This is a genomic window from Anaerotignum sp. (genome assembly GCF_040307045.1).
Taxonomy (GTDB): Bacteria; Bacillota; Clostridia; order Lachnospirales; family Anaerotignaceae; genus Chakrabartyella.
Window position 1 is genome coordinate 118430 of sequence record NZ_JAWRKF010000004.1, and the last position, 13937, is coordinate 132366.

16 protein-coding genes are annotated in these 13937 nt (G+C 40.1%); all 16 read right to left on the bottom strand.

All coding sequences use genetic code 11. The annotated features are described in order from the left end of the window. Positions 1–109: 109 nt before the first annotated feature. Positions 110–487, bottom strand: a complete 378-nt coding sequence (locus tag ABVZ64_RS02695) for a hypothetical protein (protein WP_352399513.1) — start codon at positions 485–487, stop codon at positions 110–112. Between the two features lie 43 nt (positions 488–530). Beyond that, on the bottom strand, positions 531–1391 hold the full coding sequence (gene rsmI, locus ABVZ64_RS02700; protein ID WP_352399514.1) for a 16S rRNA (cytidine(1402)-2'-O)-methyltransferase: 861 nt from the start codon (positions 1389–1391) through the stop codon (positions 531–533). Next, on the bottom strand, positions 1388–2143 hold the full coding sequence (locus tag ABVZ64_RS02705; RefSeq protein WP_352399515.1) for a tRNA1(Val) (adenine(37)-N6)-methyltransferase: 756 nt from the start codon (positions 2141–2143) through the stop codon (positions 1388–1390). The genes rsmI and ABVZ64_RS02705 overlap by 4 nt, the downstream gene beginning before the upstream one ends. Continuing rightward, on the bottom strand, positions 2133–3005 hold the full coding sequence (locus ABVZ64_RS02710; RefSeq protein ID WP_352399516.1) for a PSP1 domain-containing protein: 873 nt from the start codon (positions 3003–3005) through the stop codon (positions 2133–2135). The genes ABVZ64_RS02705 and ABVZ64_RS02710 overlap by 11 nt, the downstream gene beginning before the upstream one ends. Then, positions 3002–3991: a DNA polymerase III subunit delta' gene (gene holB / locus ABVZ64_RS02715; protein ID WP_352399517.1), complete on the bottom strand. Its 990-nt coding sequence runs from the start codon at positions 3989–3991 to the stop codon at positions 3002–3004. The genes ABVZ64_RS02710 and holB overlap by 4 nt, the downstream gene beginning before the upstream one ends. A 64-nt stretch (positions 3992–4055) precedes the next feature. Continuing rightward, the gene (locus tag ABVZ64_RS02720) at positions 4056–4382 is read right to left on the bottom strand and encodes a cyclic-di-AMP receptor (RefSeq protein ID WP_352399518.1); all 327 of its coding nucleotides are present in this window, start codon (positions 4380–4382) and stop codon (positions 4056–4058) included. Between the two features lie 22 nt (positions 4383–4404). Then, complete coding sequence (tmk, locus tag ABVZ64_RS02725) at positions 4405–5031, bottom strand: dTMP kinase (protein ID WP_352399519.1); 627 nt, start codon at positions 5029–5031, stop codon at positions 4405–4407. A gap of 412 nt (positions 5032–5443) precedes the next feature. After that, entirely contained in the window at positions 5444–6439 is a 996-nt protein-coding gene (locus tag ABVZ64_RS02730) for an ATP-binding protein (protein ID WP_352399520.1), read from the bottom strand. A 15-nt stretch (positions 6440–6454) separates the two neighbouring features. After that, entirely contained in the window at positions 6455–7381 is a 927-nt protein-coding gene (locus tag ABVZ64_RS02735; RefSeq protein ID WP_352399521.1) for a DnaD domain protein, read from the bottom strand. A 105-nt stretch (positions 7382–7486) separates the two neighbouring features. After that, positions 7487–8524, bottom strand: a complete 1038-nt coding sequence (locus ABVZ64_RS02740) for an MraY family glycosyltransferase (protein ID WP_352399522.1) — start codon at positions 8522–8524, stop codon at positions 7487–7489. Positions 8525–8613: 89 nt separating this feature from the next. Continuing rightward, positions 8614–9240, bottom strand: a complete 627-nt coding sequence (upp, locus tag ABVZ64_RS02745) for a uracil phosphoribosyltransferase (protein ID WP_352399523.1) — start codon at positions 9238–9240, stop codon at positions 8614–8616. A gap of 19 nt (positions 9241–9259) precedes the next feature. Beyond that, complete coding sequence (rpiB, locus tag ABVZ64_RS02750) at positions 9260–9688, bottom strand: ribose 5-phosphate isomerase B (protein ID WP_352399524.1); 429 nt, start codon at positions 9686–9688, stop codon at positions 9260–9262. 19 nt (positions 9689–9707) lie between these two features. Then, entirely contained in the window at positions 9708–10772 is a 1065-nt protein-coding gene (locus ABVZ64_RS02755) for an L-threonylcarbamoyladenylate synthase (protein ID WP_352399525.1), read from the bottom strand. Positions 10773–10775: 3 nt separating this feature from the next. Beyond that, positions 10776–11276: an SEC-C metal-binding domain-containing protein gene (locus ABVZ64_RS02760; RefSeq protein WP_352399526.1), complete on the bottom strand. Its 501-nt coding sequence runs from the start codon at positions 11274–11276 to the stop codon at positions 10776–10778. Positions 11277–11550: 274 nt separating this feature from the next. After that, positions 11551–11976 carry an adenine nucleotide alpha hydrolase family protein gene (locus tag ABVZ64_RS02765; protein ID WP_352399527.1) on the bottom strand — a complete coding sequence of 142 codons (426 nt, stop codon included), beginning with the start codon at positions 11974–11976 and terminating at the stop codon, positions 11551–11553. A 106-nt stretch (positions 11977–12082) separates the two neighbouring features. Next, a complete protein-coding gene (gene pyrG / locus ABVZ64_RS02770; RefSeq protein ID WP_352399528.1) occupies positions 12083–13681 on the bottom strand; it encodes a CTP synthase in 1599 nt (532 codons plus the stop codon). Positions 13682–13937: the final 256 nt, after the last annotated feature.

Below are 13937 nucleotides of genomic sequence, written 5' to 3' on the forward strand. Positions count from 1 at the left end.
TCAATATTTTCAGCCGCTAAAATCCTGTTAAGGTTTTTGTTTACCCCATATTTCGACAAATTTATGGCAACCAAAAAGGCTACCTCCCAAACAGGTGATAGCCTTTTTTTCATTCTATATCGGTAATATCTTCAATCTTTTCTAGCTGATGGGCAATAATTTGATTATGGGTACGGATACATATCAAATTCACTTTATTCATACCAATGAGTTCGCCCTCGATGATTTTTTTCTGAATCGTCACTACTTTTATGCGCATACCACGGGTAAATTCTTTCCCATGAAAAGTAAGCTTTTGAATTGGAAATAGTTCTTTACACTTTTCATATACATCCACCATATCCACATTTCCCACTTTATAGTCACTACCCTGAGGATTCCTTCCAAGGATACTTTGAACCCGTCGTATCAAAGTAAAAACCACATATGCTATACATGCAGCAAACAGAATATCCTGCCAACGCAAAGCCAAAAAACCATTTAACATTCCCAAACACCCCTTTCCTTTTATCTATGTTACTTAAGGAAATTTATTCATTCCCCTTATATTCTTTATAGATATCTCTCTTTGAAACACCCCTGTCTTTAGCGACCTGCTTCATTGCATCTTTATCGCTCAAACCTTGATTTAAATAACTTTCAATATGATCAGAAATAGATATTTCTTCCCAACTAGCTTGGGCTTCTTTTTTTTGCTGGTCCAGGGAAAGACCTTCTATTACCAAAACAAATTCACCCTTTGGCTGATTTTCTTTAAAATATAGCCTTTGATTTCCAATGGAATCCCGTCGCACCTCTTCAAATTTTTTTGTTAGCTCTCGAATGGCAGCACACCGACGATCCCCACCAAAAATACCTTCCAATTCCTCCAACGTATCCAGTAGACGATGAGGTGCTTCATAAAAAATCATGGTGCGATGCTCTTTTTCTAATGTTCTCATAATGGATCGTTTCTCTTTTTTATCAGAAGGCAAAAAGCCCTCGAATACAAACCTTCTCGTATCCAAACCAGAAAGTACCAGTGCAACCACCGCCGCAGATGCACCTGGTGCAACTGTAACAGGAACCCCAGCCTCATAACATAGCTTTACTAGATCAGCCCCGGGATCAGAAATTCCCGGCATACCAGCATCTGTTACCAAGGCAATATTTTCCCCAGCCAAAAGCCTTTCTATTAGATATGGTCCTTTTCCCACTTTGTTATGTTCGTGGTAACTTGTCATAGGAGTTTTAATTTCAAACCTGTTTAGAAGCTTTAGCGTATTTCTTGTATCCTCCGCTGCAATCACATCCACCCTTTCCAAAAGCTTTAAAGTTCTAAGGGTAATATCCTCCATATTTCCAATGGGTGTTGCACAAAGATATAAAGTTCCTGCCTTTTCTTGTATCATGCTTGTCCTTCTCCATAATAAATTTCAAATACTTCTTCCGTATACTTTCCCGGTTCACTATAAACAATTATGGGTGGATTAACCTTTAACCCTGGGTTTCCACCCTTTACACCTTCAATCAAAACCATAGTTGGCGCCTTATCCTGAAATGGATGAACAAAACGTAAACGTTTGGGCTCTAACCTATATTGGCGAAAAAGTATAATAATGTCTGCAAGCCTATGGGGACGATGTATCATGTAAAATCTTCCGCCACTTTCCATTACCTTTGATGCCCCCGATACCACATCCTCCAAAGAGCAAAGAACTTCATGCCTGGCAATCGCCTTGGCATGAAAGGGATTCACAAGGCCTGATCCCTCATTCATATATGGTGGATTAGAGGTCACAACATCAAACTTTTTTCCCTTAAATATTTCACTGACTTGCTTTATATCTCCATGACATATGGATATCTTATCTTCCAATCCATTTAAGGCCACACTTCTTTTGGCCATTTCAACACTCTCATCCTGAATTTCCAGTCCTGTAAAATGACTTCCCATGGTTTTTGCCTCAAGCAAAATAGGAATAATACCCGTGCCTGTGCCCAAATCTAATACTCTTTCACCTTTTTTTACTATCGCAAATCCGCTAAGCAACACTGCGTCTGCACCAAAGCAAAACCGTTTTGGGTCTTGTATGATTTTATAGCCGTTGCGGTGCAAGTCATCTATCCGTTCATATTCGTTTATCTTAATTTCAGTCCTCATAAGCCTTTAATTCCTCAGGAATAGGTTCTTGTTTTTTCTTCTTTTTCGCTTTAATCAGCTTAATCTCATCTGCATGATAAAAAGCAATGGTTGGCGGATCGTTTTCTTTTTTTCTTACCGCTGCTTTCACTTGCTGAAGCAGTACATTGGCAGAGAGAATCTCACCTGTCCCATCAGGTGTGGCGATAATATCTCCTACTTTTGGAAGTTTGCGATTTAATTCCTCATAAACTTCTTCTTCGTATTTCAAGCAACACATCAAACGTCCACATATACCACTGATTTTTGTAGGGTTCAAAGAAAGACTCTGTTCTTTCGCCATCTTGATTGAAACAGGCTGAAAATCCCCCAAAAAAGTAGCACAGCATAAGGTTCTGCCACAGATACCAATGCCATTTAACATCTTAGCTTCATCACGCACACCAATCTGACGAAGCTCAATACGTGTGCGGAAAGTTGCTGCCAATTCTTTTACCAATTCTCTAAAGTCAACTCTGCCATCAGAAGTGAAATAGAAAATCAATTTATTTCGGTCGAAGGTCATTTCTACATCAACCAGCTTCATATCCAAATCCAAGCGCGCAATGTTCCCCAAACAAATTTGAAACGCCTCAGCTTCTTTTTTCTCATTGTTTTCCACCGTACGCGCATCATCTTTTGTTGCCTTTCGAAGCACCTTCTTAAGAGGAGGCACAATGGTCTCCTCTGGCACAAAAGTGTTTTCCTTAATTACCATACCATATTCCACACCACGGGCAGTTTCCACAATGGCATAATCCTCTTTATCCAGCTTTAATCCATCGGGATCAAAGTAATACATTTTTCCTGCTTTTTTAAATCGAATTCCTACCACTTCAATCATTGGGCTATATTCTCCTTTAACTCCATCAGCATAACCTCCAAGGTTAGCCGAAAATTTCCATTTTGTTTTAAGCATTCTTTTGCCTTCACCACAGCTGCCGCCTTAATCGCCAAAATCTCAGTCGGCTCCTTTGCAGCAGAAAAAATCATTTCTTTTTTGTCTTTTTGTATGAGAAATCCTTCATCTCGTAATGATTTTGCCACCAGCAAATCTCGATACCATAAATCAATAATATCTAAAAATCGATAGTCATTCTTGTATATTTCCCATTCCTTGGCTAAGAGCAAGGCTTCAGATAACTCCATTGAAGGTAATTGGCTCATTTGTTTTAGTATATTCTCTCTCATTTCATAAAAAACTTCATCCTCTAACAATTCCAGAGCAAGGCCAATTCTTCCTTGTCCATATGTTGCATAAAATACAGACTCCTCAGCAGATACCAATCCCTTTTGAACCAAATAACGGCTAATTTCCTCTTCTGAAAGAGGGCTAATTTTCAATGTGACTGTTCTTGACAAAATGGTGGGTAAAAACGCATCTTCAGTCTGGGCTAAAAGCAAAAAAACAGCATAGCTAGGGGGTTCCTCTAAGGTTTTCAACAGTGCATTTTGTGCTTGAATCGTCATGGTATGAGCCTGGTGAATGATATATATCTTTTTGTCATAATGATAGGGCTTAATATCAACGGTTTCAAGTATCTGACCACGAACCTCGTCCACACCTAAAGTTTTCTTTTCCGAGGATACGTGTATCACATCCGGATGATTCCCACTGTCGAAAACCCGACAGCTATCACAAATCCCACAAGAATCTTCTTGATGGTTGGAACACAAAAGATACTTTGCAAAGGTGTTTGCAATCATTCTCTTGCCCGCTCCCACCCCACCAACAAATAGATACGCATGGGATGTTTTCTGATTTTTCACTGCAATACGCAAATGCTGGAGCAGACGCTGGTTGCCCCAAATTTCTTGAAAGGTATACAATGCGCCCACTCCTTTTCAATGTTATATACCTGTTGCGATACAACTAAATTTAGTTCTTTCCCATTTAGAACTTTTTAAACTGTTCAACATCCACAACAAAAACCGTCGCCCCACCAATATTTACTTCTATGGGTGCCAATATAAATCCGTGCATGGCTCCACAAGAGGAAGGCAGCGTTGCAAACTGTGTCCGTGACCTGCTGTTTTCTTCAATAATGCCTAATGCTTCTTCCACCTTTTCATCTTCCACGCCAGTTAAGAGAGTCGTATTTCCTGCTCGCAAAAAGCCGCCTTTCGTCGCTAACCTCGTCACCTGAAAACTAGCCTTGTTCAGATTGGAGATAACCTCTCCCGCGTCCTCGTCTTGAATAATGGCAATAATGAGCTTCATATATACCCCTCCCGTCATTTATTTAAAAACCAAATAATCTATCCAAACCCGCCTGTATCTCAGCAAAAACCGAGTCTATATCTCTGCTTGCATCAATACGGCAGATGCGTTGCCCATGCAAATCACATAAAGCCAGGTATCCGCTATATACTCTTTGGTGGAACTCCTTTTTTTCAAGCTCCAGCCGATCCATGGCATGATCTATTTCTGCTTTCTTTCTGGCTATACCAGCATCAGGAGCCAGATCTAAAAAAAATGTGATGTCTGGGCAAATGCCTCCTGTTGCAATATGGTTTACCTCTGCCACAACATCTCCCAGTTCCCTCCCAAAGCCCTGATAAGCAATGCTTGAATCCGTAAATCGATCTGTCAAAACATTTCTTCCTTGATATAAATTGGGAAGGATGAATTCTTCTAAATGCTGGGCTCTTGCCGCAGCATATAACAGCATTTCCGCCCTAACAGTCATTTCTTTATTCCCAGGGTCTAACAACAATTCTCTGATTTTTTCAGAAATTACCGTGCCTCCGGGCTCCCTTGTAAGTAGGATTTCCTGATTCTTACTTTTTAAATATGCCTCAATTTTTTTAATCTGAGTGGACTTGCCGCTACCATCGCTGCCTTCCACGGAAATAAAGAAACCTCTCATTGGTCACCTCAAAAACGAAACTTAATTATAATTCTTATTAATATATAACAAAATCTGTTGAAGTTCTTCCCTTTTATCCTGCAAAATAGCAGATACTCGGGATAAAAGTGTACTCCCCATTTTTCATTAAAAATGTTACTTAATTTGTTGGATATGATATATCTACTATTTTCACAAAAGAAAACACTAATAGTAAACATCAGTTTACAAAAGTGTATTTCTTTTTGTATTCTTATTATACCACAAATCCCTATTATTGCCTAATAATTTTGTATGCACAAACATGTTTGCCGTTGAACTAGGCAAGTATTAAAAGCAAATATAATGAACCAAACATATCCCATTCTCTACAAAATACTAAAATTAAAAAGGAACGTCTCCATTTTTTTGTCGGCGCTCCCTTTGTCATTTATTATTTCTTAAACTTTTTAACTATACGTATGTCATCACCAAAAAATTTCATCTGCTCAAACTCGCCAAAAAATCTAGATGTAACACGGTCTGAATAAAGGCTCATTAACTCCGTAGGACCCAAATTCGTTGAAATAACAACTGCTTTTTTTGCTAACTTTCTATCGTTTATAATGCGAAAAAGCTCTGATGCCGTAAATATCGTGGAAAACTCAGTTCCCAAATCATCGATGATTAGCAGCTCTGCCTCTAACAGTTCTTGATCCCATTCCTTAGCTTCCTCTTCGTCATCATCCCGATGAAATTTTTGTTCTTCCAGCTTTCGAAAAAGTTGACCAGCTGTTAGGTATAAAACGGTATGTCCTTTTTCCAACAGATCCTTCGCAATACAATTGCACAAAAATGTTTTTCCCAAACCTGTTCCACCATAAATCAGCAAATTTGCACCATTACCAAACTCTTCTACGAAGGCCAATGCCCTACGGTAGAGCTTTTCCGCATTTGCTTTTGGTGAAAGCCCCTCTTCTTTAGATGGGGCAGTGTTGTACAAAGAAAAATCAAAATTGTCAAAGTTTTCAACTTTTATAATATCCCGCACGTTTGATTGGTCATAGAGTTTATCCATCAGCCGTCTTTTTAAGCAAATGCATTGTTCTGTTCCAATAAACCCGGTGTCACCACATTTAGGGCAAGCATACTCAATCTCCAACAACTTGGGAGAAACTTGGTTTGTAGCTAAAATAGCCAAACGCTCCTGTTCCAACACCTTCTGCTCTGTTTTAAGTTGTTCTACGACCATTTGAGGGTCAAGGGTGCCTTGCAAAACCATTCGGGCAGTCTTGGTGCCCAAAAGCGCCATCTCCCGTTCAATTTCTTCTAAGCGGGGTAATCTATCATAGAGCATAGCCTTCCTTTCACGCAACTCTGCAGCCTTCTGCGTCCGTAATCCATCATACTCCCGCAATATCTCACGAAATATTTTCGTTCTAGTTGCCATCGCTCCCGCCTCCCTTTACCATTTGTCTCTTTCTTCCCGTTGTAACTTCTCTAATTTTTCAAAATCCCACTGCCTCTGGGTATAATTGATAAAACGATTTTGTTTTGGGCTTGTTGCCATAGGCTTTGGCTCTGCAACTTTAACCGACTTCTTTGCTGCAAATGCACGGTCTAAGATTTCAATGTTTTCTACAGTTTTTACCCCTGCATCTTTCCATTTGCGCAGAATGCTATCAGCATAAGCAAAACTTACCTTGCCGGTCTGCATCACTGTTCTTTCGCAAGCCAGCTTAACTACATCCAATGGAAGTTCATATTCATTCAACCATTTTTTCATATAGGCTTCCTCGCCTTCCACGGGCATTCTTCCGCTTTGACCAAAAGCCCGCATGATTGATTGAAAGCCGGTTTTTCTCATTTCGATGTATTGTGCTGCCTTCTCCACGGTGTTTATGCCTTCCTCTGCCCATGCCATTGCAACCTTTTCTATATATCGCATTCCTTTAAACCCATCTGAAACACAATAGGAGAATAAAACCTCAATGAGATCCAACGGGAAACCCAGCCAATCGTAAAAACCAAAAATCATACTGATATCCTGCTGCGTCAAGGGCTTTCCTAATTTCCTCTGGGCAGTTTGTAGCAGTTCCTTCATTTCTTTGTGTTTCATATACTCAGACAGCTCCGCTGTACCATATTCAGGCCTTTGGGCTAAATACACAGGATTTTGTTGGGGTTTTGCAGACTTAACCAACTCTCTATCTTTCCAATATTGCCATGCACGAACAACATCGCTTTCCAAGATATTCAGCTTATCAGCAATCCTAGCCGCATCTGCACCTTCTAAGGATTTTGTCATCAAGTAGATAGAAACATACAACGGCGGTGCCAATGGGAGTTCCTTCTCCACAAATTCGCTTGATAGATAAATTTCTTTCGCCATATGTACCCTCCCTTCTATCCATCATTTTGTAACTTTAAGTATAACATGTTCTAGCCGTTAAGAAAAGACTGCCTTCGACGCATTTTGTCTTTGGGCAGCCTTTTTTTACTTACTTTTATGTTTTACATGAACATTAAAATAATAAATAATAAAACTCAATAAAATTACTGTTAGCAATACAACCACAATAATCCTGGAATCTTTAAAAGAAATAAAAATCGCCAAGCATCCTAAGAACAGGCTCACAGCGTATAAAATCAACACGGCCTGCTTCTGTGTAAAACCCCTGTCAATCAAACGATGGTGCAAATGCCCACGGTCTGGCTGCATAATTGGCTGATGCTTTGCCATACGACGAAGCATGGCAAAAATGGTATCAAATACCGGCAATCCTAAGCACAACACGCTAACACTTACAGCCAATAGAGCGTAGCCCTTAAATACCCCTAGAATACTGGTAACCGCCAAAACAAAACCAAGAAAGGTAGAACCTGTATCCCCCATAAATATTTCGGCAGGGTTAAAGTTTCTAGGTAAAAAACCGAGGCATGCGCCAGCAAGAGCGGCGGTTAAAACAACGGCTGTATTACTGCCGGTCATGATGCAAAGCACCATTAAGCTTAAAGCTGCAATGGAAGAAACACCAGCCGCTAAGCCATCCAATCCATCTATTAAATTAACTGCATTGGTAACGCCAACAATCCAGATTAATGTAATAGGAATGCTAAATTTCTGTAACGCGGCCGTAACAGGCCAAAGAACCACCTGAATTTGGGTACCTGAAAAAATGACAACGAGAGCTGCTACAATCTGCACACAAAATTTTAACTTTGCAGGTAAGTTTTTCATGTCATCCAAAACACCTAAGCCTGCAATCAATAGGGCGCCTGTAAGAAAGCCAATGAACTGCTTTGTACTCATTCCTTTGTCAAAATAGAATACCATTAAAACCGTAATGGTAAAACCCAGCACGATAGCTACGCCACCCATCCTGGGCATAGGTTTTTTATGGACACCTCTGTCCTTTGGATAATCGATTGCTCCGCACTTTATAGAAATCCACTTTGCAAGGGGAGTTGTTACTAGCGTAATCGCAAATGCACTTGCAAAAGCCGCTATATATAATAACCAATTATGTTGCATCCAAAAATCCTCTCCTAACGACCGGGAGAAACTCCCTATACAGGAAAATGGGGACTTTAAAAAACCCCTCTCAACTTATTTTTCTATATTCATTTTGTACCAAAAATTCTATCGCCAGCATCGCCTAAGCCGGGAACAATGTAGCCATGGTCATTCAATGTGCCATCATATGCCGCAGCATAAATATCAACATCAGGATGCACTTCCTGAATTCTTTTTACACCTTCAGGAGCCGCAAGAATACAAAGCATAATGATGTTTTTTACACCTCTGTCTTTCAAAAAACCAATAGCCGCTTCTGCAGTGCCACCTGTAGCCAGCATAGGGTCTGTTAAGAAAACTGTTCTTTCTTCTACATCGGAAGGCAATTTACAGTAATATTCAACGGGGTTCAGTGTTTCGGGGTCACGGTATAAACCGATATGTCCAATCTTAGCATTGGGCATTAAGTTTAACAAACCATCTGTCATACCAATTCCTGCTCTCAAGATGGGTACAATAGCCAGTTTTGTATCAATGGTGCGGCACTGTGCCAATGCAACAGGTGTTTCCACTTCCACCTCTGTCAAAGGCAAGTCTCTGGTTGCTTCGTAACACAAAAGCATAGCAACTTCACCGATGATTTCACGAAATTCCTTTGATCCTGTGTCTTTGTTTCTTAACATGGCCATTTTGCTCTGAATCATAGGATGTTCAGATACGAATAATTTGCTCATCTTCGTTCCTTCTTTCTCTTCAGTCTTCAATTTGGTTAATTCTTCTTATATGACGTTCATCATTGGAAAACGGCGTTTCCAAAAAAGCCTTCACAATTTCCAGCGCTAAGCCTGCCCCTGTTACACGGGCACCTAAAGCAAGAATATTGGCATTATTATGCTCCCTTGTTGCTTTTGCTGAGAAAACATCTCCACAAAGGGCTGCACGAACGCCCTTTACTTTATTGGCAGCAATAGAAATTCCAATACCTGTACCACAAATCAAAATTCCCTGTTCACATTCACCATCAGCAACCGCGTGAGCAACCAATTTTGCAAATTCAGGATAATCCACAGATGCTTCAGAAAAAGTCCCAAAGTTTTTAAATGGAATATTTTGATCCTCTAAATATTTAATTACCTCTAACATAAGCGGATAGCCGCCGTGATCACAACCTAAAGCTAACATAATGGTCTCTCCTTATTTTTTATTTTGCTTCCTCCGCTTCAACTCGGTAATATCCAGCTGCTTTATTCAAACGGTTCATAATCGCCAAGCCTTCGCCTTCTTCTGGAAATACCTCAGAAAAAACAGTATCTACCCCAAGGTAATCAAACTTGCGAAGGAGCTTAAATAAATTAGCACCAATTTCCTCGAGTTTGTCTCTATCACCCAAAGATAATATGACATCTGCATGATAGCATCCCTTTGTTTTCTCCGTAGCCATAACCCCAGTTTTCTTTCCTTGCACCCGCTCATCCACACATAGTTCATTGATTTTTGATATAACAGCTTCTGTATTCCCTTTTACCAAAGTTACCTTTGCCTTTGGGGAATAATGCGTATATTTCATACCTGGGGCCTTTGGTTTCAAGTCATCCGATGGCTTCGTTAAAATAGCAGGATCGATCATCACCTCACCTACCACGGATTCCATCATTTCCTTCGTAATAGCTCCGGGACGCAAGATCACAGGCACCTCGCCTGTAACATCAACAATGGTTGATTCTAAGCCCCACTCAGCCGCACCTCCATCAACAATCATGTCAATCTTCCCTGATAAATCAAACTCAACGTGGGATGCCCTTGTTGGGCTTGGTTTCCCTGAAGAATTGGCACTTGGCCCAGCAATTGGTAAGCCCGTAGCCCGTATGATTGCCTTAGCCACTGGATGAGAGGGAAAACGCACTGCTACCGTATCCAACCCTCCGGTTGTGGTCAAGGGCACAATTTGTGACTTCGGAAAAATCATGGTAAGAGGTCCTGGCCAAAAAGCATCCATCAGTTTTTGCGCCGCCAGGGGTATCTCCCGCACAATGGGACGCAACTCACTGATTTGGGAAATATGCAAAATCAAGGGGTTGTCCGAAGGACGCCCCTTGGCTATATAAATATTTTTACAAGCTTCACTATCTAACCCATTTCCACCCAGGCCATAAACTGTTTCGGTAGGAAATGCCACAAGGCCGCCTTCCTTCAAAATTCTGGCCGCTTCTTCAACCAAAAGGGGTTCTGGGTTTTCTGGGTTAATCCTAATAAGCTTCGTTTTCATTATTTAAGCGTTTGCTCCGCAACATTTTTTGTATTTCTTGCCACTACCACAAGGACAAGGATCGTTGCGTCCGACCTTTTCACCTTTAATTACTGTACGGGAGTTTTTCTGCTCCAGCATAAATTTTTTACGTGTATCAGCATCAAAAACATGATCCCATTGGGGCAATGCATAAAGGTGCTCTGCTTTATACTCCACCATTTTCTTATACAACTTTTCAAAGTCAATCTGCAAAGAAATCTTAGAATCTTCCTGCAGGCTTTCCATCTCATACTTTTCAGGTAACACTTCGTTGATACCATCTACAAAAGCAACAATTTCTCCTGCTGTCATGTTAAACCGAGCTGCCAATTCAGCTACAGTTCCCTCAACGGACTTTACTTTGTCACCTATGATATATTCATAAATTCTCTGCTCCTTGGGCAAATAATCATCCCAAATTGCATCCACACTTCTACCTTCTTGAGAAAAAGCCTTTTCCATCCAGCTTTCATATAAACTCATTACTTATCGCTCCTTTATTTTCATAACTTATCACAAAAGGCTTTATAAGATATTAAAACTTAAGTTGTTTAAAAAGTACCATTAACATATGATGCCGTCTTGATATACTATTTATAAAACAAAAATTTTGTATCCCAAAAGCATTTATTTAGTTGCAGATTTCTCCACTCTTTGAAATGATAATATAATTCTTCCCTGATTGCAACAAAAAATGAAAATTCCTCGTATAAACCGCAAAATAGGGAGTCGATTTAATCGACTCCCTCCACTGAACTTACACGATCAACCGTTGAACTTCCACATCTTCCCTTGTCACCACATTTATCTTTACTTCTTCTGGTATTGACTCAAGAATACGATCCCACTCGCCAAATTCTTTTTGCTTCTTTTCTTGGGGTGCTTCCCCCAAAATCACACGAGTAATTTCTTCCTTTGCAACAAAATTTTTGATGCATCCAGCCACATCTTTATCACATTGAACATGGATACATGCACCTAACCTACCGCCATAGTCTACCAATTCTTGCAAGCGCTTTAGCGTATCTTTACCCTCAAAAACACTATTACCCTTTTGTACATGTAAAATATGTAATTCCCCATCATTTGCCAATGACAATGAAAAGCCGTAGTCGATTAATCTCAAAGAATTCTTCTGCGCCGTAACCAGTACCAAAACCTTTTCTTTTTTTTCTAAATTCATTATGGAACTCCTCCTTATAGTATAGAGTATTTCCCCTTTTCTTATTTCATTCTACCAGAAAAATCTTAGAAATCAGCAAGAAATTATTTAAGACTTTCTTACATTTTTATCTTTTCGTTGCTAGGGAAGCACCAATAAAATCCTTGAATAAAGGATGGGGCTTATTAGGTCTTGACTTAAATTCAGGATGGAACTGAACCCCAACAAACCAACGATTTTTATGGTTCTCCACCATCTCCACCAGTCTCCCGTCTGGGGAGATCCCCGTAATAGAAAGCCCCGCCTGTGTTAGTGCATCGCGGTATGTATTATTAAATTCAAAACGATGGCGATGTCTTTCCCAAACAACCGACGTCCCATATGCTTTTTCTGCAAAAGAATCTTGAGCAATATGGCATTCATATGCCCCCAGTCGCATGGTTCCTCCCATATCTTTTATATCCTTTTGATTGGGCATCCAATGAATAACAGGGTATTTTGAATTTTCATCCACTTCTGTAGTATTTGCTGTTTCCCATCCCAAAACATTTCTTGCAAACTCAATCACAGCACACTGCATTCCCAAGCAAATTCCCAGAAAAGGAATATCTTTTTCCCGAGCAAAACGAATTGCCTCCATTTTGCCCTCAAGACCCCTTGTGCCAAAACCCCCAGGAACCAAGATACCCTGGCATGAAGCCAATGTTTCCTCTACGTTATCGGCTGTTAAATTTTCGGCATCAATCCAGTGAATGTTTACCTTTGCCTGATGGTGAATGCCACCGTGATGCAATGACTCTGCAACAGAAAGATATGCATCCTGAAGTTCTACATATTTACCAACCAAAGCTATAGAAACCTCTTTTCTGGGGTTCCGTTCTTTTTCCAACATTTCCATCCAGTCATCCAGCTTCATTGGCTTTTCTTCCAAACCTAGCTTTCGACATGCCGTCTTTTCCAGGCCCTCTTTCATCAGCATTAAAGGAACTTCATATAGGCTGTCCGCATCCAAATTTTCAATGATGCAGTCCTCATCCACATTGCAAAACAGCGCTAACTTTTCCTTCATTTCCAAACTAATTGGGCGTTCCGTACGACACACAATCATATCAGGCTGAATTCCAATGGAAAGAAGCTCTTTCACGGAATGCTGTGTCGGCTTTGTTTTCATTTCTTTTCCTTTAGATAAGTAGGGAATAAGGGTAACATGAATATATAAGCAGTTCTCCCTTTTTAATTCTCTACCCACTTGTCGTATCGCCTCTAAAAACGGTGTGCTTTCCATATCACCAACGGTACCACCAATTTCTGTAATCACAACTTCGGCTTCTTCACCTGCAGCATAAACCCGCTCCTTAATTTCATTGGTAATATGGGGAATCATCTGCACCGTTGCCCCTAAGTATTCGCCCCTTCTCTCTTTTTGAAGGACGGACCAATAGATTTTGCCTGCCGTTACATTGTTTTTTAGATTTAAATTTTCGTCAATAAATCTCTCATAATGCCCCAAATCTAAATCTGTTTCCCCTCCATCTTCGGTAACAAATACCTCACCGTGCTGATAGGGGCTCATAGTACCTGGATCCACATTAATATAAGGATCAAACTTTTGAATCCTAACCCGATAACCCATGGATTTTAAAAGCCTACCTAAAGATGCTGCTGTAATACCTTTGCCCAAACCCGAAACTACACCACCAGTTACAAATACATATTTTGTTTCCATCGTCTCTCTCCTTCTTTTGTACCATCATCTTTGCTGTAACTAACAAAACTCCTTTTCAGAAGTTATTAAACCAATCCTCATTGTAGTTTGCTAAAAAACACTGCCTTGGTAAATTTATGGGCAATTGCTTTTTAAATAAGAAAAAGCCCCATCGTCTCTGGCAAATTATCACCAATAAAAAGGACCATTGCTATTGAAGTTAGGCCTTGCTCATACATCAAGCTAACTTCTTCTAAACTTTTTCTTTCTATGCTTT